Below are 21182 nucleotides of genomic sequence, written 5' to 3'. Positions count from 1 at the left end.
TTTGGGCCGGTTGAAGGTCAAGGTGGCGCCCGGGAGCAAGCGCAACGCCATTGGCGGCTGGATGGGCGAGACCCTCAAGCTGCAGGTTCAGGCGCCGCCGGAGAAGGGCCGCGCGAACGAGGCCGTGGTGGCCTTGCTGGCCGCGGAACTGGGGTGTTCGAAGGCGGCCGTGCAGGTGGTGGCCGGTGCGACCTCGCGCAGCAAGACCGTGGTGGTCGAGGGCTGGTCCGAGGCCGAGTTGCACCGCGCGTTATCCTCATGACTCATACACTGTGACGGGGCCCAGTACCGGACGGCCCCCCTGCGAAGGGAACTACGGATGAACCGCCTGACCCTGACTCGACCGGATGACTGGCACCTGCACCTGCGCGATGGCGATGTGCTGGCGACGGTGCTGCCGGATACGGCGCGCCGCTTCCGCCGCGCCATCATCATGCCCAACCTGAAACCGCCGGTGACGACGGTGGAGGCCGCCGCCGAATACCGCGACCGCATCCTGGCGGCGCTGCCGGAAGAGGCGGACTTCGAGCCCCTGATGACGCTGTACCTGACCGAGGGCACGACACCGGGCATGATCGACGCGGCGAAGGCCTCCGGGTTCGTGCACGGGGTCAAGCTCTATCCCGCGGGTGCCACCACCAATGCGGCCAGTGGCGTGACCGATATCCGCCGCTGCTATCCGGTGTTCGAGGCGATGCAGCGGGTGGACCTGCCGTTGCTGATTCACGGCGAGGTGACCGATCCGGACGTGGACATCTTCGATCGCGAGGCGGTGTTTATCGAGCGCCACCTGGAGCCGCTGATCCGCGATTTTCCGGAGCTTCGGGTGGTGCTGGAACACATCACCACCGAGTCGGCCGTGCAGTTCATCCAGGACGGGCCGGCCAACGTCGGCTCCACGATCACGCCCCAGCACCTGCTGTACAACCGCAATGCGCTGTTCGCGGGCGGCATGCGGCCGCATCACTTCTGCCTGCCGATCCTGAAGCGCGAACGCCACCGCAAGGCGCTGCTCGAGGCGGCCACCAGTGGCCACCCGCGCTTCTTTTTGGGGACCGATAGCGCGCCGCATCCACGCCACGCGAAGGAGTCGGCGTGTGGCTGTGCCGGGATCTATTCCGCGCACGCGGCCATTGAGCTGTACGCGGAGGCCTTTGCCGCGGCGGGCGCACTGGACCGGCTGGAGGGCTTTGCCAGTCATTTTGGCCCCGATTTTTACAAACTGCCGCGCAATACCGACAAGCTGACGCTGGAGCGGTCCCCGTGGACCGTACCGGAGGCCGTACTGTTCGGGCATGATCCGGGTGTGCCCCTGCGCGCGGGCGAGACGATCGCCTGGCAGCTGGCGTAAAGCGGCCGGCGTGGCGAACGCTGTGACGCGCGAGCGGTCAGCAGGGTAGACGAGTACAGGACAAGACGAGGATGGAGACATGACCGAACCCAATGTGCAACGCGGGACCCTGTTGTTCTGGATGGCCATCAGCCTGGGGGTGGCGTTGCTGATCGTGGCGCTTGGGGTCGGGCTGGAGCCGGCCGGCGCGCCGATCCTGCGCGCGCCGCTTAGCTCGCCGGCGGCCGGTGCCCTGGGCTTTGGTCTGCTGATGGTCTGGGCCGCGTATGCCTATGCGCTGTCTGCCGGACGTGCCGCGGGCAGCCAGGAGATGGGGGTGGTGATCCTCAACCTTGGGCTCCCGGTGGCCCTGATCCTGCTGTGGCGTGCCGAACTGAACGCGCTGGCGTTCTTCGTCGCGTTGGGCTGGGCGCTGACCCTGGGTGGCATGGCCGTGCGTCTGTTCCGGCGCGAGGCCCTGGCCGGCGTGATGATGTTGCCGCTGATCGGGGTCAGCCTGACGGCGATCCTGCTGTCGCTGACGCTCTGGGTGCTGCCGGCCGCGACCGGCGGGGCCTGAGGCCGGATTCCTATCCCGCTGCCGGCGCCGCTCGACTGGTGTCCGGCTTCAGCGCTGGCGCGCGGCGGCAGTGATCGAAAAAGGCATTGGCATCCATGGGCCGGGCGAACAGGAACCCCTGAAAGAGCAAGTCACCGTGGGTGGTCAGCCAGCGGTACTGGGCCTCGGTCTCGACCCCCTCGGCGACCACCGCCAGACCGAATTGGCGTGCGATGTCGCAGATTGTGCGCACCATGGCCTGGTCGTCCGTGTCGTGGTCGACCTGGCGGACGAAGCTCCGGTCGATCTTGAGTTCGTCGAACGGAAGACGCTTCAGGTAGCTGAGCGAGGAAAAGCCGGTCCCGAAGTCGTCCATCGAGAAGCGCAGGCCCATTTGCCGCAAGGCCTGCATGATATGGATCACCCGGTCGGTATCCTCCGCCACCACGTGCTCGGTGATCTCGAGCGTGATGCGGTGGGCGTGTTCACGGCCCAGATAGCGGGTGATCAGGTCTTGCATGCGGTGGACGAAGTTCAGGTGCACCAGCTGGCGCGGGCTGATGTTGATTGCGAGCTGCTCCAGGGGGAACCCGGCGCGATCCCAGTCGCGCAAGGCCTGGAACGCCCGCGCGATCACCGCGTCGCCCAGTTCGCTGATATAGCCGGTCTGTTCGGCGATGGGGATAAACTCGGCGGGTGATACGGCGCCCAGCTCGGCGCTGTGCCAGCGAATCAGGGTCTCGGCGCTGCGGATCCGCCCAGTGGTATCCACCTGGGGCTGGAACAGGACCTCGATCTCGCGATTGTGCAACGCAAAGTGCAGGCAGCGCTCGATCTGCAGATGCCGCTCCACCGCCCGCGACAACTCGTCGCTGAAGACCACCACGCCGTCGCGCCCGCGGTCCTTCACTTCGTACATGGCGATATCGGCCTCGCGCACGAGCTGATGCGAGTCGACCGGCTGCGCGGGCTCGATCAGGCGGATCCCGATGCTCGCGCTCACGTGCAGGTGATGGTTGCGGATAATGTAGGGCGTCTTGACCACCTGAAGCAGCGAATGCGCCAGGCGGCGGGCGGCGCGCTCGCAGGTCTGGCGGTCTTCCTTGCCAGGGGCCACGATGACGAACTCGTCGCCGCCCAGGCGGGCGAGGTGGTGGCCCGGGGGCAGGGTGTTGGCGAAGTCGCGCGTCACGGACTTCAGCAATTCGTCGCCGATGTCGTGCCCCAGCAGGTCGTTGACCGTCTTGAAATGGTCCAGATCGATCAGCAGCAGGTACGAGTGCTGTCCGTGATGCTGCAGTACCTCGAGGCTTTGTTCGAGATGCTCGATGAAGGCGGCGCGATTGTTCAGTCCGGTCAGGGCATCGTGGGAGGCCTGATGGAAGCTGTTGCGGAGCAACCCGAAGCTGCTGTTGGCCGCGTAGAACAGGACCAGGGCAAGGGTGGCCGAGAACGCCGCCAGGACATAGCTGTACCAGTCCCCGATCAGCAGGAAGTATCCGGCCAGTGGCGCCATCATGGCGGGGATCAGCGGCCGGAAGACCCAGGGGGCCGGATAGAGCAACGCCGCAACCACCGTGGTGGCGCCGATCTGCGTGAAAATGGCGATGTAGTGGAGATTGTGCGAGTCCAGGCGCACAAAGATCAGAAAGATCGCGGTCCACAGCGCCAAGTAGAGATACAGGAAGAGGGTGAGGTGCAGCCGCCAGCGGAGCCGCTGCTCCGGTGACAAGGGCGCGCGGTGATAACGCCAGTACAGCTGCAGGCCCCAGAGCGATGCGGCAAACATCACGCTGTACCAGGCTGCAGCCGCGGTGAATGCCCCGTGCAGCGCACCCAGCAGGATGTACCCCAGGCCGGGGACCAGGGACAGCGCCACCAGCACTGGGATCTGGCGCGTCAGATAGGTGTCGAACTGGGGTTCGGCCTGCAATGCCTCGCGAGCCGGAACAAGCGCGCGTACGCTGGAAGCCGGTGGATTGTCTCGCGGGGTGAGTGCCATCGGGGTCCAGACGGGGATGGTTTGTGGAAGGGCTGGACGTTACGGTAAATCAGTCGGGGGCTCAACAGGCGCGGCCCGGCGCATGAACAACGGACTACGGGATGTTGCTGACCGAGTTACAGATCGAGGCCCGGCTGGCCGATGCGGCGCGCCGCGGGGAGTTCGATGACCTCCGGGGGGCGGGTCGACCCCTGGAACTGGATGATGACAGCGCGGTGCCGCAAGAGCTGCGCATGGCCTTCCGGGTGATGAAGAACGCCGGCTATGTCCCCGAGGCCGTGCAACTGCGAGGCGAGATCGCCTCCACGGAGGCGTTGCTGCAGGCGGCGGACGACGAGGCGGCGCGCCAGCAGGCGGCCAAGCGCCTGCGCTTGCTGCTCGACCGGCTGAACCGCAGCGATGCGGGTCGGGGCATGCTCTCCGAGTCCGGCTATTTCCGACAGCTGTGCGAGCGCATGGATGGCCCCAGCCAATGAAGCCGGTCCATGGACCGACCAAGGGCCGGGGCGCGACCATCGATCCCCATGCTCGCTTCGAGTCGACCCGGCACGAACCCTTCGACGACGGGTGGGTCGGTGATGGCGAGGCACCGGCGCCGCTGCGCACCGAGGTGATGGTCGAGCATCCGCGTAGCGTCCTGTCCTGGAATCAGTCCCCGGATGTGCCATTCGAGCTGTCCCTGAACCCTTATCGTGGCTGCGAGCACGGCTGTGCCTACTGCTTTGCGCGGCCGGCCCATGCCTATGTGGGCCTTTCGCCGGGGCTCGACTTCGAGAGCCGGCTGTTCGCCAAGGTCGGCGCGGCCGACTGCCTGCGGCGCGAACTGGCGCGACCGTCCCACCGGGTGACGCCTTTGGCGCTCGGGATCAACACCGATGCGTACCAGCCGATCGAACGTGAATGGCGGATCACGCGCGAGCTGCTGGAGGTGCTGGCCGAGACCGGGCACCCCGTATCCATTGTGACCAAGTCCGCACTGGTCGAGCGCGACCTGGATCTGCTGGGTCCGATGGCGGAGCGCGGACTGGTGCAGGTGGCGATCTCGGTGACGACCCTGGATCGCGGGCTGTCGCGACATCTGGAGCCGCGCGCGGCGGCCCCGCAACGGCGCTTGCAGACCGTGGAGCGGCTCACGGCGGCGGGTGTCCCCGTCAGCTTGCTGGTGGCGCCGTTGATCCCCGTGCTCACGGACGGGGAGCTGGAGGTCTTGCTGGATGCTGGGGCGTCGGCGGGCGCAGTGGCCGCCGGCTATGTGCTGCTCCGGCTCCCGCGTGAGGTGGCCCCACTGTTCGAGGACTGGTTGCGCACCCATCACCCGCTCAAGGCGGAGCACATACTGCAGCGCCTGCGCGAGGCGCATGGGGGCAAGCTCTACGATTCCACCTTCGGTCACCGTATGCGCGGGGCCGGGCCGTATGCGGAGCTGTTGCGGCAGCGCTTCCGGCTGGCGCGGCGCCGGGCGGGGCTGGCCGGACGTCTCGTGGAGCTGGACTGCAACCAGTTTGCCCCGCCCGCGCGCCCGCAGAAGACGCGGTCCGAAGGGCAGCTCGATCTCTTCTGACGCTCGGCGAATGGCGCCATTGTCCTGAGGATGCTTCTCCCGCAGACGGGGTGTTCTGGTTTACAGTGGCGCCAACACCACGACAGGGCGGACGATGCCGCAGAATCCAACCATGAGTACCAACGATGCGGCCTGGTGGGGGCGCCGGGGACTTGCATCGGGGCAACATGGACGCTGGTCCATCGGCCCCCTGGACCTCTGGCTGCTGCACGGCGAGCAGGAATGGCAGATGGTCCTGGAACGCCCGCGCGACCCCGCCGATGCCACACTGGCGATCGATGTTCCCTGCGCCGATGGGTTCCCTGCCGATGCGAACGACCTGCTGCGTTTTGCCGGATCCCCGGCGGATTCGGTACCGGAGCTGCGGGTGGCCCTGGCGGATCGGCCGATGGTCAGCCGGCCGCAAAACCCCTTCTATGTGCCGGCCCGTGGTCAGGTCACGCTTTATCTGAGTTCCCCGGCCTGGGTGCAGCTGCACCTGGGCGACGCCATGGTGCAGGAGTTTCCGGTCTATACGCCGTCCGATACCTGGTTCGGCCCGAATACCGTGAACGGGGAGCTCTGTTATGCCACTCGCACCCAGGCTCGCCTGGACCTGGCCGACGTGCCCATGCGCCCGCACCGCGTCATCACGCCGCTGACCATCGAGAACAAGGCTTCGGATGCCCTGTTCCTGGAACGCGTGAACCTGCCGGTGCCGCGCCTTCCGGTATTCGCAGACGAGCACCACCGGTTGTGGACCCCGGCAGTGCGCATGGAGCGCGAGGAAGATCGCGACATGGCAGACATGAAGATCGACTCCGGTCCTCCCGGTGTGGCCGGCGGGGCCCAGCGCATCGCCGAACCCCGCCAGGCCGGGGGGCGGCATTTGATGGTCAGGGCGTTCACCGCCCTGTTTCAGTAGGGAGCTTCCGGCGCGATGAATGAATGGCTGCAAACCGCTCAGACCTTTGTGACCAGCGAGGCCTTTCTCGCCGCCATCCGCGCCGCGGTCTACCTGCTGGTGGGCCTGCTGCTGGCGCGCCTGCTGTCGCGCGGTCTGGCGCGCGCGCTGGAGGACAAGCTCGACGCGCAGCAGGTCATGCTCACCCGCCGCATCAGCTTTTACTTGATCGTTCTGCTGGTGCTGGCCTCGGCGCTGCGCGAGCTGGGCTTCGATCTCACCGTGCTATTGGGCGCGGCCGGCATCCTGACGGTCGCGCTTGGCTTTGCATCGCAGACTTCGGCCTCGAACCTGATCTCGGGGCTGTTCCTGATTGGCGAACGCCCGTTCTCCGTCGGGGATGTCATCAAGGTCGGGGATGCCACAGGCGAGGTGCTGTCGATCGACCCGCTGTCGGTCAAGCTGCGCACCTTCGACAACCTGATGGTGCGCGTGCCCAACGAGACCCTGGTGAAGACGCAACTGACCAATCTCAGCCGCTTCCCCATCCGTCGTCTGGACATGCAAATCGGGGTGGGCTACCGGACTGATCTCAAGCAGTTGCGCGACGTGCTCATGGGCGTGGCCGAGCGCAATCCGGTCTGTCTGGAGGAGCCCAAGCCGCTGTTTATCTTCCTCGAGTACGGTGATTCCGCGCTGAAGATTCAGCTCTCGGTGTGGGCGCGGCGGGAGAAGTTCCTGGACCTGCGCAATTCCATGCACGAGGGTGTGAAGGCCGCGCTGGACGAGGCGGGGATTGATATCCCGTTCCCGCAGCGCACGCTGGGTGGCCTGGATGGAAGCCCGTTACCCGTGCGCATCGTCGACAACGTGCCGGAGGCCGAGGCTGAGGCCGAGGCTGAGACGGAAGCGTCCGCGCGCGACTGACCGGCAGGCCGCCGGAGCGGGGTTGGGGCGGCACTCAATCCAGGCGGAGATCCGCCCAGACCGGGTCGTGATCCGAGGCGCGCCAGGGCCCCGTGGCGGGCGCGCGACCGTCAAAGCCGAGGAAGCCGGGTTCGTCTGCATTGACCGACCAGGCCGCCCCGTCGTGCACGGCGTCGCGCAAGGCATCGGGACCCAGCAGGTAATCCAGCTGTCCGGCCCGGCCGCGAAAGACATAAGTATGGGCGGACGCTGGATCGTCATGCACCAGGTCCCGCTTGCCGGCCGCGGCCAGCGTTCGCACCGGGTCTTCGGCGGCGTAGGCGTTCAGGTCGCCGAGGATCAGTACGGGAACATTGGCAAACTCATTGCGTTGCTGTTCCCGGATCCATGTCACCAGACGTTCGGCCTGGGCCGTGCGCCGATCATTCCAGCAACCCTGGCCGCGGTCGATATCGCCCGCGTCGGGGCAACCGCTCTTCGCCTTGAAGTGCACCACCACGGCCCCGAAACGCTTGCCACTCCCGGGCTGCTGGAACCAGCCGAGCAATGGCGGACGATGATGCACGGCATCGCGATCGGCTGCGGACCCAACGAGTTGCAATCGGTCCGGCCGGTAGAGCAGGGCCACCTTGATCGCGTCGTCGCCCGGACCCGGGTGGGCAATGGCCGCATAGTCGCCGCGCGGCGGAGGGACTGCATTCAGTCGTTCGACAAGCTGCCGGCGCGCCGCTTCGGCGTTTTCCAGTTCGACCGCGCCCAGCAGGTCGGCGTCCAGCGTTTGCAGCAGGGCATCCAGCTTGGCCGTCTGGCGCTCGCGTTCCGGCCGGTTTTGTGCGCCGCGCTCGCCCAGCGTCACGAAGTCGTTCTCCAGATTGGCGGTGGCGATGCGCAGGTGGTCCGTTCCCGGCGTCGACGGCGGATCAGGGCGCTCGCCGCCGAACCAGTCCAGCGAGTCGGTGGGATGGATGCGATGGTCGCCGAAGGCGTGGGTCAGGATCCCGGTCAGGCCCTCCAGCGTGCTGCCCACCCGGCGCGTGCCATGATCGTCGCGATAGGGGATCGGGTCGGGGTTCGCGCGATAGCTGCCATCATCCAGGATGATCCGGCGCTTCTCGTCCCGGGCGGTTCCCGCGGCCCCGGTCTGGCCGGGGTGCATGAGCCGCCCCCCGGCCGAGAGCGTCAGGCTGCCATAGCGCGCGAGTTCGTGGTTGGCGGTCACCGCCAGCGGCTGCGCAAAGCGAACACGGAGGTCGGCGTACTCGCCGAGGCGGCTGGCGTCTTCAGGCAGGCGCACCTCCAGCGGTGCCGGCAGTTCGCCGTGCCCGCAGCCCTGGATGCGGTCCAGCCGAGCGATCTGCGGGCGTCCGCGGTGGCGGCTAAACACCCCGTGTACTTGCACATGCTCGCCGGTCGAGACCGGCTCGCGCCGCGGGGCATACACGAACATACCGGCCGAGTCGGGCCCGGCGCCCTGCTGCAGATAGAACCCGCCGAGTTGATCGGGCCCCATAAACACACCGGTGACGAAGCCCTCCGCGATGACGGCATCCCCCTCGGCGACCGCGCCGGCGCGGAGCTCGGCGAGAGGGGCGACCTCGGCCCCGGGGGAGGGGCAGGCCACCCGGGCATCGACCGGGGAGGCTGCGAATAGCAGAACCACCAGTGCGCCCCCCAGCGTGCGGCGCACGCAAGGGGCCGGGTTGGCGTGGCGGCGGCGGGGGTGCGTCAGCCGATCCATGGCCGCATGAGAAGAATCAGGCGCTCTTGCTGGGGTTCAGCAGTTCGTAGAGATAATCCGGCGCCTGGGTGACATCGGCGATGGTGTAACGGTCGAGGACGTCCAGGAAGGCATCGCGCGCATCGTTCAGGACCCCACGCAACTGGCAACCGGGGAGAATCGGGCAGACGGGATTCTCGCAGTCCACCACGTTCAGGTTCGGCTCCATGTCGCGGATGACACTGCCCACGTTGATCTCGTTCGGCTCGCAGGCGAGCGAGATGCCGCCCCCCTTGCCACGCCGGGTGATGATGTAGCCCTTCTGGCCGAGCTGGTGAACGATCTTTACCAAGTGGTTGCGCGGGATCGTGAACTGCTCGGAGATATCGCTCACGGTCACGCGCTGGTCGCGCGGCTGCACGGTGAGGTACATCAGGACCCGAAGGGAGAAATCGGTATAGCGAGTGAGCTGCATAGGGAAGGAATCGTCGGTTCGCGGTTATGAAGGATATGCATGCGCGCATATGTCTTGGAACCTTAATCGCTCCGGACACCCGTCACAAGTTCGGTCGTCGCCGCTGAGTGAAGGCCGGGGCGTATTCGGGGTTCAGAAACCGCACAGCCCGGCCGTTACATGCCAATAATAACAAGGCTTCTGAAGCCGAAATACAGGGGAATTCAATGGAGTCGATCAAGGGGTTGGGCCGACTGTCACTCGCCGGACGGTTCTCGCTGGCGCTGAGCGCGATTGTGGGGGTGTTCTTTCTGATTGCCGCTGCCGCGGTGTTCTGGCACACCGCAACGCTCAAGGGGGGTATGGAGGCGACGTTGACGGGCGTCATGCAGCGCCACGAGACGACCCCGGCACTGGAGGCCGAGGTGGCGCTCGAGATCAATCGACTGCTGGATCTTGCGGCCTGGCAGGTCAACGCGATGATGCTGGGTGTCGCGATCGGCGTGGTTGTCGTGGTGTATTTCCTGTTCGTGTTGATGATTCGGCGGCGCCTGGCGCATCTGGCCTCGCAGTTTCGCGGGGTATCGGAGGGGGAGGGCGATCTGAGCCAGCGGATCGATGCCCCGCGCAATGACGGGATTGATCGTTTGGCGCGTCTGTTCAACGCATTTATCGAGCGCTTGCAGGGGATGGTTTCGGAGATGGTGGAACATGCGCGTGAACTGGGGGAGTCCGTCGGCACCCTTCATCGCGTGGCGGAAGAGACCAACCAGGAGGTGCAGCAGCAACAAGCCCGGATCGGCCAGGTTGCTACCGCGATGAACCAGATGACGGCCTCGGCCGAGGAGATCGCGCGCAATGCCCAAACCGCGTCGGAAGCCGCAGATCAGGCCGAGAGCGAGACGCGTACCGGGTCCGATGTGGTGGACGCCTCGGTCCGCACGATGCGCGAACTGGCGAGCGAGATTGGCACCGCAAACGAGCAGGTGGCGCGCCTGCAGTCCGAGTCGGACAGCATCGGTTCGGTGCTTGACGTGATACGCGGCATTGCCGAGCAGACCAATCTGCTGGCGCTCAATGCGGCCATTGAGGCCGCGCGGGCGGGGGAGCAGGGAAGGGGATTCGCTGTCGTAGCGGACGAGGTTCGGACCCTCGCCACGCGTACACAGGACTCCACCACCGAGATCCAGGCCATGATCGAACGCCTGCAGGCCGGCGCCCGGGCGGCCGCCAGCGCGATGGAGCGCAGCCGCGAGAGGGGCGAGGCCGGAGTGGACCAGGCCGCTGGTGCGGGCGACGCCCTGCAGGCGATCCGTTCAGCGGTGGAACGCATCCGTCATCTCAACAACGAGATCTCCGGGGCGGTATCGCAACAGGCGGAGGTCGCGCGCGAGGTGGATGGCACCCTCACGGAGGTTAGCCAGGGGGCCCAGATCACAGCGGGGAATGCCGAAGCCACGGCCAGCGAGACGGATGCCCTGGTGGGGCGGATCGAGCAGCTGCGGGGACTGACCACCCAGTTCCGGGTCTGATCCACGCCTGCCTGGGCGTGCGACCGGGGTCCCGGCGTCTCCCCGGCGTTTTCCGTATACTGCGGCCCGCCTCGGGTTCATGGAGCGGTATCTGCAATGACAGTCTGGGTCGCTGCCCTGCTCGGGGTCGTTCAGGGCATCTTTATGTTTCTGCCGGTCAGTTCGACCGCGCACCTGGTCCTGACCCAGCACTGGCTGATCCGTCAGGGCGAACCGCTACCGGCGCCCGAGAGCCCCGAGATGATCCTGTTCGACCTGGTGGTGCACGTGGGCACCCTGGTCTCGATCGTCGTCGTCTTCCGCAAGAGCCTGACCCGGCTGACCGGTGGCATTGCCCGCGAAAGCCTGCAGTGGGCATCGGCCCGCGGGTCGGCCGGGCGCGAAATGCTGTTCCTGCGTCTGGGCCTGCTGGTGGTGCTTTCGGTGTTCGCGACTGCGGTGGTCGGATTCACCCTGAAGGCGGGCTTCGAGCAGGTGTTCGCCCACCCGACCCTGATCGCGGGCACGCTGAGCCTGACCGGGGTATTGCTGTGGTGGACGGACCGGCTACAACGGCGCCCATTGGGGCTGCGCCAGCTGAGTCCGAAGATCGCCACCATCATCGGCGTGGCCCAGGGCTTTGCACTGATCCCGGGGCTCTCGCGCAGTGGCATGACCATCACCTTCGCCCTGTTCACCGGGCTCAAGCGGCGCTGGGCGGCGGAGTACAGCTTCTTCCTCGCGATACCGACCATCCTCGCTGCCACCGCCGTGCAGTCACTGGACGTGCTCAATGGCGACGGGCTGGGGAATCTGAACTGGACGGCGCTCGCGGTGGGCTTCGTGGTGTCCGCCCTGGTCGGGATCGTCTCGTTGAAGATGGTCCTGTTCTTCCTGTACCGCGCCAACCTCAAGGTCTTCTCGTTCTACCTCTGGGCGCTGGCGTTGCTGGTCCTGTTCGGATTCCTCGACGTGGACATCATGTACGGGAAATGACCGGATCCCCGGGTGCGGAGTCTCACGAGGGGGGGCCCCATTTGCTCTGATCCTGCGCTGCGCTGCGTCCCAATGATCGACGGCGGGACCGGAGAGTGCTCAGGGCGCTGCGGAACCCGCCTTGTCTCGAAAAAGTGGGGTACCCACGCAGACGGGTGAATGAATCAGCCGCTCCCTGGATTCCTCGGCTTACTCCGGTCCGCGCAGGACCGCCAGGGGCGCCTGATCCAGCACCCGGCGGGTGCCCAGCCAGCCCGCCAGGGCAATGCCCAGCGTACCGCCACCGATGCCGTAGACGAAGGTCAGCGGGTTCACGCTGTAGTCGAACCCGAAGACCTGCCAGGCGAGCAGGGCGCCGACCGCCGTGGCAATGACGGACGCCAACAGCCCGGCCAGTAGCCCCAGGGCCCCAAATTCGGCGAGCAAGCCGTTGCGGATCTGGTCGCGGCGTGCACCCAGGGTGCGCAGCAGCGCGGCCTCGCGCCGGCGTACATCGCGCGTCGCCTGCACCGCCGCATAGAGCACGGTCAGACCCGCAATCAGCGTGAACAGGAAGACGTACTCCACCGCCCGGGTGGCCTGATCCATGACGTCGCGCACCTGCGCGAGGATCGCGCTGACATCGATCGCCGAGACCGCGGGGAATTCGCGCAGCCACTGGTTCTGGGCGGCGCGCTGCGCCTCGGGTACGTGCATGGCGGTGATGAAGGTCCGGGGCTGTTCGTCCAGCAATGGCGGCGGACCGATCACGAAGAAGTTCACCTGGAAGCTGTCCCAGTTGACCTCGCGGACACTGGTAATCGGGCTGCGAATAGCCTGACCGCCGACACGGAAGGTCAGGTGGTCCCCGAGTGCCAGGTTGAAGCGTTCCATCAGTCCGGCCTCGACCGACCATCCGGTATCGGGGTCCTGCCCCTGCTCGCCAAACCAGTCTCCCTCGACGATGGGGTTATGGTCCGGGGGCGACTCGGCGTAGGACAGGTTGAACTCGCGATCCACCAGCCTGCGGTCGCGATCATCGTCGAAATCATCCGGACGCACGCGCTCGTCGTTGATCTCGATCAGTCGGCCGCGGATCATCGGGTCCAGTTGCGGACGCTCGAGACCGGCCGCCTCGACGCGGTCGGCGAAGGCCTGCTCCTGTCCCGGCTGGATGTTGATGAAGAATTGATTCGGGGCATCCTCGGGGATGCTGGCATCCCAGGCCTCCAGAAGGTCTACCCGGACAATCGCAAGCAGCAGCAACGCGAGGATGCCCACGCTGAAGGCCACGAGCTGCACGGCACTCAGGCCACCCCGGCGGGACAGGTTGGCGAGGCCGAAGCGCAGGGCCATGCCGCCGCGGTTGCGCAGGGGCCGCAGGGCCAGCACCAGCGCCATCCCGAGTGCGGCCAGCACCGCGATCGCAACGGCCGTGCCTACCAGCACCCAGGCGGCCAGTTGGGGATCGGCGGCCTGCCAGTACAGCAGGCCGCCGAACGCCAGCAGCGCCAGTGCACCGGACAGCCAGACCGAGGTGGGCGGCAGACCCAGATCGCGCCGGAGGACCCGCAGCGGCGAGACCTGGCCGATCCGCAACAGAGCGGGCAGGGCAAAGCCCACGGCCGTGATCAGCCCCACCCCAAGGCCGGCGATGACCGGGCGTGAACCGGGCGGAGGCAGGTCCCCGGCGAGCCAGTCGCCCAGCAGCGCCGCGAGGACAAACTGGGCCGCGAAGCCGATCGCGAGCCCAACCCCGCTGGCGAGCAGGGCGACCAGCACAACGCGGCCGAAGTAGGTGAGCAGGACCTGGCGTCCGCTGGCTCCCAGCGCGCGCATCACCGCCGCCGGGTCGGCGCGGCGCTGGGCGAAGTGATGGGCCGCGACCGCGATCGCGGCTCCGGCCAGCAGCACCGCCATCAACGAGGCGAGGCCGAGGAAGCGCTCCGCACGTTCGATCGCGGTGCGCAGTTCCGGGTTGGCGTCCTCCAGACCCAGCAGGCGCTGGCCGGACTCCAAGTCATCCTCCAGCCAGTCACGGAACTCCGCGACCCCGGCGCTGGGTCCCGCGGCAAAGAACTCGTAGCGTACGCGGCTCCCGGGCCCGATCAGGCCACTGGCCTCCAGATCATCGAAGGCCAGCATCAGTCGCGGCGCGATATCCAGCAGGTTGCTGCCACGATCGGGTTCGTGCGTGATGACCCCGGTCACTTCCAGATCAAGGTCCCCGACCTCCACTCGCTCGCCGACCTCCAGTCGCAGGGCCTCGAGCAGCGCCGGCTCCAGCCAGGCCGTACCCGGTTCCGGACCGCGGTCGCGGACCCGCTCGTCCGCCTCGCGGCCAGGACGGATACGCGCCTCGCCTTTCAGAGGCCAGCCCGCCTCGACCGCGCGCAGGGCGGCCAGTCGCGACTCGTCGTCGGCGGTAAAGACGACGCTGGGGAGGGAGGCCGTACGCGCCGTTTCCAGTCCGTGGCTCGCCGCTTCGACAGGCCAGCCTTCCGGCAGCGGGTTGTCGCTGACGACGGCCAGGTCACCCCCCAGTAGCGCGGTCGCCTGCTGGGCCATGCCCCGATCCACCCGATCGGTGAAGAAGCCCACCGCCGCGACGGCTGCGACGGCGACGACCAGGGCGGCGGCGAGGACGCGCAGCTCGGCCGAGCGCCATTCACGCCAGGTGCCACGCAGCAGGGCGCGTAGATGGCTGCGGTCGGTTCCCCGGGTGGCGATCATTCGAGCACACCGTCCTGGATCGAGATAATGCGATCACATTGTCCGGCCAGTTCGGGGTCGTGTGTCACCAGCACCAGCGCTGTCGCCGGTCCATCATTGTCCGGGTGTCGCGCCAGGCTGAATAGCAGTTCGATGATGCGGTGCCCCGTCCGCCCGTCGAGGTTCCCGGTGGGTTCGTCGGCGAACAGCACCGCCGGGTGATCCACAATGGCGCGGGCAATTGCCACGCGTTGTTGCTCGCCACCGGAGAGTTGATGGGGGTAGTGTGCGGAACGTTCGCCCAGACCCACGCGTTCCAGGGCCTGTGAGGCCCAGTGGTTCAGGGTTTCCTGACTCTCTTGCGCATGGGCCGGGTTGAGCTCCAGCGGGAGCAGGGTGTTTTCCATCGCTGTCAGTGCCGGCAGGAGCTGGAAGGACTGGAACACAAACCCGACCCGGCCGGCGCGTAGGGCGGCACGGCCATCCTCGTCCAGTTCGCTGATGGTTTGCCCGAGCAGCCGAACTTCTCCCGCACTCGGGGCGTCCAGACCTGCAAGCAACCCGAGAAGGGTGGACTTGCCGGAACCCGATGCGCCGAGAATGGCCACCGTCTCGCCCGCCTGGACCGCCAGTGAGATGCCGCGCAGGATGTCCAGCGGGCCGCTGGGTCCGTTGATCCGCTGCTCGAGGTCCCGGGCCTCCAGTACAAATGACGAGGATGCATCCATGTTGCGTATTCCGTTGGTCGTGATGGGCTTGATCGCGTTGCTATGGAGTCCTGTTGCGGCTGCGAATTCCCTACCGGACGAAAATCGTTCGGCCGAGCCGCTCCGGGTCCTGGTGTTCGGGGACTCGCTGAGTGCCGCGTACGGCATGCCGGATTCCGCCAGCTGGCCGGCCCTGCTGGGCGAACGGCTGGCCGAGCGAGAGAAGGACTGGAAAGTGGTCAACGTATCCATCAGCGGTGATACCACTGCCGGTGGACGGAGTCGCTTGCCCGACGTGCTGGAACGCGCAGCGTTCGAAGTCGTCATCCTGGCCCTGGGCGGCAACGATGGCCTGCGCGGCCTGCCGCCGCAGGCCATGCGCGAAAACCTGGAGGCCATGGTCGATGCGATCGAGGCCGTCGACGCCAACACCCTGTTGCTGGGTATACGCATCCCGCCGAACTACGGCCGCCGCTATACTGAGCGTTTCGAGGCCGTATTCGCCGATCTTTCCGAGGAGCGGGGACTGGCATTCGAGCCATTCTTCCTCGAGGACATCCTGCTGGAAGACGGCATGTTGATGGACGACGGTATCCACCCCAGCGAGGCCGCTCAACCCCATCTGCTGGACGCGGTGTGGTCGCGGCTGGAACCCATGGTGGAGGAGGCCGAAGCCCGATCGCGCCCATGCAACGGAGCCGGGTAAACCCTCACTCCGTCAGCAAACCCCGCAGTTCGGCCACGACGGATTCCGGAAGCAGCTGTCGCAGGACCGGGTGCAGGTCGCGTTCAACCTCTGACAGCAACGAGAGGGTGCGAATTTCCGAATGGCGACAGAGGGGATTGCCGTACTGATTGGCCTGGATGCTGCGCTCGGCGCCCATGCTCATCAAGGCGACCCCGGGCAAACCCCGAGGCCCCTCGTCCAGGACCTCGACCAGTTCCACCATGCAGCCGTCCACCTCGCCCTGAATGCCGATCAGCGGGGCGAGGAGGTCGATCATGCGGGTGGACTGTTCGGTCGTCAGCATGGCCATCCGCCTACCTTACGACCGATGCGGGCACGGCGCCAGATCGAAAATCGGCATCGGCCTCATGAATGTGGTGTCCCCGGCAGGATTCGAACCTGCGACCTGCCCCTTAGGAGGGGGCTGCTCTATCCAGCTGAGCTACGGAGACCTAGGGAAACACTGATCAATGTACACGCACGCGCTCGAGTCGCTTTTGCGTGCGAACAAGGCGCGGTGACTGCCGTGCAGTCATTCTGCACAAGGGAGCCGCAACGCCGTGCGCGCACCCGTTTTCGTCAACAACGGGCGGCCGAGCCCCTGCATTGAATGGTTTGTGGGGTTGGCACCCCAGGTTCCCCGATCCTGCGTTGCGCCGCTTGCGCGGTAGAACCACTACCCGCTGCACGACGCGCCTTGTCTCGAAAAACCAGGGGTGCCAACGCGAGCGTGTACATTGATCAGTGTTTCCCTAGCGCGAGAGTATAAGCGCCGGGGAGGGGCAGCCCCAAACGGTTCAGTCGCCCGGGGCGGATTTCGGGTCGAGCTGGTGATGGGCCCAGGCGGTGAATTCCTCCAGCGTGGCGCGGTCCTCGCCGGGGGTGTCCGGCCCCGCAAGGTTGCGGTAGGTCACTTGCCCGTCGTCGATGCGTAATACGCGCCGCACGGCCCAGTCGGCATCGCTCTCGCCATTGCTGAAACAGTGATCCGGCTGGATCGCGTCCGGCGTGATGGGGTCGGGGTGCTGGTGATGGCGCCGGGCCAATAGGTACAGGCGTGCGAGGTCGTCTTCCGTGAGGTCGAGATACAGGTTCATTTCGCGCATGGCGTATTCGAGGTCGTCCTGGCCCAGTCCTGCTCGCTCCAGGGCAGCCAGGGGACCTTGCTTTGGGGCTTCGGGCGTCGGCGTCAGGCTGGCCGGGTAGCGCCGCCAGGGGAACGGGTAGTTGATGATTACCGCGACAACCAGCATCACCCCCACGCTGGTCAACACGGGATGCAGGAGGAACCAGGGGCCCAGGGCATGCACCGACTCTCCCCCGAGCACCGCATAAAGCGCGGTGGCGCCGCGGGGGGGATGCAGGCAGCGCAGGTAGTGCATCAGCCAGATTGCGAGCCCGACGGCGACCGCTGCAGCCAGCAAGGGGTGGGGCAAAACGTCGCGCACCAGCACCCCCACGATGGCGGCGACGGCATGACCACCGAGCACGTTCCTGGGCTGCGACATCGCCGCGTGGGGCGCAGCGAAGAGCAGCACGGCCGTGGCACCCAGAGACGCGAGGATCAGGCCGTTGATCCCGTTGTCGGTGACCGATGCTGCGACTTCCAGCGAGAGGTAGAGGCCGATCACGCCGCCAATCAGGGCAATCAGCTTGTCCTTGTGGTCGGTGGTATCGAGCCAGTCCCCGAACAGGGATCCGCGTCCAGAGCGCAAGCGGGCCTCCTCGTAAGTGGAAAACGGAGTATATGTTCTGCGTACGCCGTCTCCGGGTCAAATGGCATCGCTTTGACACGGACTGGCGGTGGATGTCAGCGGGGCAGGTCTATTACGCGGCCGCACCCGGGAAACGCTAATCGCAGGTTTCTCCGGAGATCCAGTTTCCGCTACGCGGCCAGCGAGCGAGCAATCACATCCGGGAAATGCCTGCATGAGCCTGCAGGACCCGTGGGAGGCCTTGCGAAACCGGGGCAGGGTGCCCGAGATGGTAGCCCTGTGCGAAATCGAACTTCAGGGCGCGTACCCGGCTGAGTTGTTCGGCGGTCTCGATCCCTTCCGCCACGGTGGTGTAGCCCACATCGCGGATCATCTGGACCAGGCCCTCGAGGATGTGGTGCTGGTCCGGGACATCCAGGCTGCGTATCAGGGTGATATCGAACTTGACGGTATCCACGGGCATGGAAGCCAGATAGCGGATGGAAGAGTAGCCGCTGCCGAAATCGTCGAGGGCGACCAGGAACCCTTGCTGACGTAGTCGCTGGAGATTTTCCGTCGCCAGCCCGATCTCGGTGATCAGGGCGGTCTCCGTGACCTCGAGGATGATTGGCCGATCCTGCAGGAAGGGGACGAAGACCTCCAGCCACTGGATAAGCGCGGCATTCACGATGGTGGGGCCCGACAGATTGATCGAGATACCGACCCCTGGCGGGATGAGGGAGGCCCGCAGATCGCCGAGGATGCGGGTTAGTACGGCCCGGTCCAGGTCGACCTCCAGGCGGCGCGCCTCGACGACGGGGAAGATATCCGCGGGTCCGATGACCTCGCCCTGGTGTTCGATACGCAGCAGGGCCTCGACATACGAGCGATGGTGCTCGTTGAGCGCAACCACTGGCTGGTAGGCCATTCGGATCCCGGTTCCCCGGGTGGTGGCCTCGTACACGGCATTGTTGATCCAGTTCGAATAAAGGCTCTGGGTATCCTTCTCCAGTTCCGGGGTGAACAGCACGACCGGCGAGGATCCGGGGCGCTTGGCCTTGTACATGGCAACGTCGGCCTGCCACTGCAGGGCCTGCATGGCCGGTGCATCGTTGCCGGGCGCGACGGCCAGGCCGATGCTGATCTTGATCGGTTCCCGCACCCCGTACTGGGTGAAGTCAGTGGCCCGGATCCTCTCCTGGCAACGCTCGCCCAGGCGCTGGGCGCCCGATTCGTCGAAGTTGAGGAGAATCGCGGCGAATTCATCGCCGCCGATACGAAACAGGTGTTCCCCGTCCCGCAAAACCTCGTCGATGCTGCGCGCCACACTCTGCAGTACCGCGTCGCCCGTCTGATGGCCGTAGCTGTCGTTGATGGCCTTGAAGTGATTGATGTCGAACAGGGCAAAGCACACAGGATAGCTGTGGCGGGCGGCCAGTCGCGGAAGGGTGTCCCAGCATTCATCGAAGGCCCGGCGGTTACGCACGCCGGTCAGGGCATCGTGATGCGCGATGCGCCAGAATTCGCGGTTCTTTGCCTCCAGGCTGGAATGGACGTCCTGGAGCCGGGCCTGGTAGGAATTCAGCGATTCGCGGATCTTTTCCGTCTCCGCGACGGGCAGCAGCCCGCCGACGCGTTTCAGCACAAGGCTCCCGGCGCTTTCGCGCAGCCGGTCGACGTGGCCGGAGATGTCGCGCAGGGGGCGGACGATCAGATAGGCCAACGTGGAGAACAGGACAAGCGTGATCACACCCAGGATGGCCCCGAGATTGACCACCGCGCCCGACAGCAAGTCCTCCACCTGATCGGCCATGGGATTGGGGCGCAGATCGAACTGAGCATGCTGCAGAAGCTCCCTCGCGGGGATGGCGTTCCGCTCGCCGAGGTCGAATCGGATCGATTCGGGATCGACATGGCGGTAGACACGGCCCTCGCGGAGGGCATCCAGGAACCGGCTCTTCAGACCGACAAAGCCGGGTGGGGGCTGAGTTGCGTCCGGCGCGGGAATCGGCTCGATGACCATCAGGAAGGGCTCGGTGTCGCCCCGTACCGCCCGTGTAGCGGGTGGCGGGAGCTCGAGTCTCCCGGGCAAGTGGTCGCTGTCCGAACCGGGCAAGGTCATTCCCTGGTGATCATAGATCCCGGCGTCCAGGATCCTGTCGGTCAGGATCCCTGCCTGGTGCATGCGATGATTCTTCCAGTAGGCATAGTAGTGCGGCGTGCCCAGTTGCTGGCGCACTTCCTCCCAGCGGGCGAACCTTGATGCCTGTTCTGCCGCCTGCGTGAGGACGTGCTCGAGCGTGCCGGAAAGCTCCTGGCGGGCGGCCTCGCGGCCACTTTCCTGGATCTCGTCGCGTAGCTGGTCGACCTTGTACCAGGTGTAGAGGCCAAAACTGGCGAGGGTGACCAGGGCGATCGCTGCTAGCAGCAGGGCATAGTGCGTGATTGACGGGGTTCGGCCGGAAATCATTGCGCGCGGTATCCCTGGAGGACGTGCTCGATCTCGTCCAGCAGGTCGAATTCGTGAAACTGATCGAAGAAGTGGTTGGCACCCTCCACGATGCGGACCTCTGCGCCATGCTGTTGCAGGGTCTCGATCCATTCCAGGTCGATCCGGTCATCGGCGCTGCCCGCGATCAGGGTGGAAGACACACCGCACGACTGGAAGGCCCGGTTGGTACGTTGCTTGTCCCAGTCGTAGTAGGACAGGTACGCCGCGGGCGTGGTGACGTACTGGCGACAGAAACCCAGGGCATACTCCGCCAGCCCGGCCTCACCACGGGCAAGGGCAGCGCGGGCACGAGCGGCATGTTCGGGGGATTCGAACGCGGCCTCGCCGTGCCCAAAATAGGTCACGCTGATGAAGATGGCGTGGGCGACGGGGCTGCCCGGGGAGTGCGTAAGATAGTCGAGAAGGTTGATGCTGCCGGCGCTGTGTCCGATGACGACGGGTTCCTGGCCGGTCTTTGCGTGCAGCCAGTCGACCCAGATCGCAATCTCTTCCTGGGTGTGTTCCATGGTGTGGGTATGTACGGCCTCGCATGGCAGGCTCGCCGTGCGCCGATCGATCCCCAGTGTCAGTGTGGGGGTCAGGACCGTGAACCCCGAGTCCGCTAACGCCAAGGCAAGGCGGCGCACGGTGGGGAAGTGACGGGTCTGCAGGAAACCGTGCTGGATCAGGATCGCGGGCATGTCCGGTTCGCCCGCCCAGTACGCCGCTTCAGCCGAATCCCCGGACGACATCTCCAGGATCACGGCTGTTTCCTTGGCGGTTGCAACCGTGTTCAGGCTCAGGAGGATCACGGTCGCAACCGCTGCCGCACTTCGCAAGAACCATCCAGACATCCTTGTATCCCCCTGTCCTGACGCGCAAACCGCTAACGAAAAATCCCTGATCGCAATGTACCAGCATCCTGCGGCGGC

19 protein-coding genes and 1 tRNA gene are annotated in these 21182 nt (G+C 66.2%); 10 read left to right on the top strand and 10 right to left on the bottom strand.

All coding sequences use genetic code 11. From position 1 onward, the window contains the following. The first annotated feature begins 1 nt into the window (after position 1). The 3 genes from D579_RS0106665 (at position 2) to D579_RS0106655 (ending at position 1910) form a co-directional block, all read left to right on the top strand. A complete protein-coding gene (locus D579_RS0106665; RefSeq protein ID WP_018169822.1) occupies positions 2–262 on the top strand; it encodes a DUF167 domain-containing protein in 261 nt (86 codons plus the stop codon). A gap of 57 nt (positions 263–319) precedes the next feature. Continuing rightward, positions 320–1351, top strand: a complete 1032-nt coding sequence (gene pyrC, locus D579_RS0106660; RefSeq protein WP_018951483.1) for a dihydroorotase — start codon at positions 320–322, stop codon at positions 1349–1351. 79 nt (positions 1352–1430) lie between these two features. Further along, positions 1431–1910 carry a hypothetical protein gene (locus D579_RS0106655; RefSeq protein ID WP_018169820.1) on the top strand — a complete coding sequence of 160 codons (480 nt, stop codon included), beginning with the start codon at positions 1431–1433 and terminating at the stop codon, positions 1908–1910. Positions 1911–1920: 10 nt separating this feature from the next. Here the strand turns inward: D579_RS0106655 and D579_RS0106650 are convergent, their stop codons facing one another. Further along, positions 1921–3891: a bifunctional diguanylate cyclase/phosphodiesterase gene (locus tag D579_RS0106650; RefSeq protein WP_026289456.1), complete on the bottom strand. Its 1971-nt coding sequence runs from the start codon at positions 3889–3891 to the stop codon at positions 1921–1923. A gap of 101 nt (positions 3892–3992) precedes the next feature. Between D579_RS0106650 and D579_RS0106645 the strand changes: the two genes are divergently transcribed. The 4 genes from D579_RS0106645 to D579_RS0106630 all read left to right on the top strand — a co-directional run bounded on the left by D579_RS0106645 (position 3993) and on the right by D579_RS0106630 (position 7262). Further along, positions 3993–4367: a DUF1992 domain-containing protein gene (locus D579_RS0106645; RefSeq protein WP_018951481.1), complete on the top strand. Its 375-nt coding sequence runs from the start codon at positions 3993–3995 to the stop codon at positions 4365–4367. After that, positions 4364–5452: a PA0069 family radical SAM protein gene (locus D579_RS0106640; protein ID WP_018951480.1), complete on the top strand. Its 1089-nt coding sequence runs from the start codon at positions 4364–4366 to the stop codon at positions 5450–5452. The genes D579_RS0106645 and D579_RS0106640 overlap by 4 nt, the downstream gene beginning before the upstream one ends. A gap of 94 nt (positions 5453–5546) precedes the next feature. Further along, positions 5547–6356 (top strand): hypothetical protein, encoded by an 810-nt coding sequence (locus tag D579_RS0106635; RefSeq protein WP_018951479.1) that lies wholly within the window; start codon positions 5547–5549, stop codon positions 6354–6356. A 15-nt stretch (positions 6357–6371) separates the two neighbouring features. Continuing rightward, positions 6372–7262, top strand: a complete 891-nt coding sequence (locus tag D579_RS0106630; RefSeq protein ID WP_018951478.1) for a mechanosensitive ion channel family protein — start codon at positions 6372–6374, stop codon at positions 7260–7262. Between the two features lie 34 nt (positions 7263–7296). Here D579_RS0106630 and D579_RS0106625 read toward each other — a convergent pair whose 3' ends face one another. Both D579_RS0106625 and D579_RS0106620 read right to left on the bottom strand, forming a co-directional pair. Then, entirely contained in the window at positions 7297–9000 is a 1704-nt protein-coding gene (locus D579_RS0106625) for an ExeM/NucH family extracellular endonuclease (RefSeq protein ID WP_018951477.1), read from the bottom strand. A gap of 16 nt (positions 9001–9016) precedes the next feature. Beyond that, positions 9017–9454 carry an Rrf2 family transcriptional regulator gene (locus tag D579_RS0106620; RefSeq protein ID WP_018145638.1) on the bottom strand — a complete coding sequence of 146 codons (438 nt, stop codon included), beginning with the start codon at positions 9452–9454 and terminating at the stop codon, positions 9017–9019. 206 nt (positions 9455–9660) lie between these two features. On the opposite strand from D579_RS0106620, the gene D579_RS0106615 reads away from it, so the two are divergent. Together D579_RS0106615 and D579_RS0106610 are read left to right on the top strand one after the other, a co-directional pair. Beyond that, positions 9661–10965, top strand: a complete 1305-nt coding sequence (locus D579_RS0106615) for a methyl-accepting chemotaxis protein (RefSeq protein ID WP_018951476.1) — start codon at positions 9661–9663, stop codon at positions 10963–10965. 96 nt (positions 10966–11061) lie between these two features. Beyond that, on the top strand, positions 11062–11940 hold the full coding sequence (locus tag D579_RS0106610; protein WP_018951475.1) for an undecaprenyl-diphosphate phosphatase: 879 nt from the start codon (positions 11062–11064) through the stop codon (positions 11938–11940). A 189-nt stretch (positions 11941–12129) separates the two neighbouring features. Here D579_RS0106610 and D579_RS0106605 read toward each other — a convergent pair whose 3' ends face one another. Together D579_RS0106605 and D579_RS0106600 are read right to left on the bottom strand one after the other, a co-directional pair. Next, a complete protein-coding gene (locus tag D579_RS0106605; protein ID WP_018951474.1) occupies positions 12130–14652 on the bottom strand; it encodes an ABC transporter permease in 2523 nt (840 codons plus the stop codon). Next, positions 14649–15359 (bottom strand): ABC transporter ATP-binding protein, encoded by a 711-nt coding sequence (locus D579_RS0106600; RefSeq protein WP_018951473.1) that lies wholly within the window; start codon positions 15357–15359, stop codon positions 14649–14651. The genes D579_RS0106605 and D579_RS0106600 overlap by 4 nt, the downstream gene beginning before the upstream one ends. Between D579_RS0106600 and D579_RS0106595 the strand changes: the two genes are divergently transcribed. Further along, positions 15358–16044: an arylesterase gene (locus D579_RS0106595; RefSeq protein ID WP_018145643.1), complete on the top strand. Its 687-nt coding sequence runs from the start codon at positions 15358–15360 to the stop codon at positions 16042–16044. The genes D579_RS0106600 and D579_RS0106595 overlap by 2 nt on opposite strands. Positions 16045–16048: 4 nt before the next feature. Here D579_RS0106595 and D579_RS0106590 read toward each other — a convergent pair whose 3' ends face one another. The 5 genes from D579_RS0106590 to D579_RS0106570 form a co-directional block, all read right to left on the bottom strand. Further along, complete coding sequence (locus D579_RS0106590) at positions 16049–16375, bottom strand: hypothetical protein (protein WP_018145644.1); 327 nt, start codon at positions 16373–16375, stop codon at positions 16049–16051. 65 nt (positions 16376–16440) lie between these two features. Then, a tRNA-Arg gene (locus D579_RS0106585) sits at positions 16441–16517 on the bottom strand. 345 nt (positions 16518–16862) lie between these two features. Continuing rightward, positions 16863–17780 (bottom strand): HPP family protein, encoded by a 918-nt coding sequence (locus tag D579_RS0106580; RefSeq protein WP_018951472.1) that lies wholly within the window; start codon positions 17778–17780, stop codon positions 16863–16865. Between the two features lie 193 nt (positions 17781–17973). After that, a complete protein-coding gene (locus tag D579_RS0106575; protein WP_018951471.1) occupies positions 17974–20229 on the bottom strand; it encodes a bifunctional diguanylate cyclase/phosphodiesterase in 2256 nt (751 codons plus the stop codon). Then, the gene (locus tag D579_RS0106570; protein WP_026289455.1) at positions 20226–21089 is read right to left on the bottom strand and encodes an alpha/beta hydrolase; all 864 of its coding nucleotides are present in this window, start codon (positions 21087–21089) and stop codon (positions 20226–20228) included. The genes D579_RS0106575 and D579_RS0106570 overlap by 4 nt, the downstream gene beginning before the upstream one ends. Positions 21090–21182: the final 93 nt, after the last annotated feature.

The sequence above is a fragment of the Thioalkalivibrio sp. AKL12 genome (assembly GCF_000377925.1).
In the GTDB taxonomy this organism is placed as follows: Bacteria; Pseudomonadota; Gammaproteobacteria; order Ectothiorhodospirales; family Ectothiorhodospiraceae; genus Thioalkalivibrio; species Thioalkalivibrio versutus.
The sequence above is the reverse complement of the archived record's forward strand: the minus strand, read 5'-3'. Positions and strand labels throughout refer to the sequence as shown.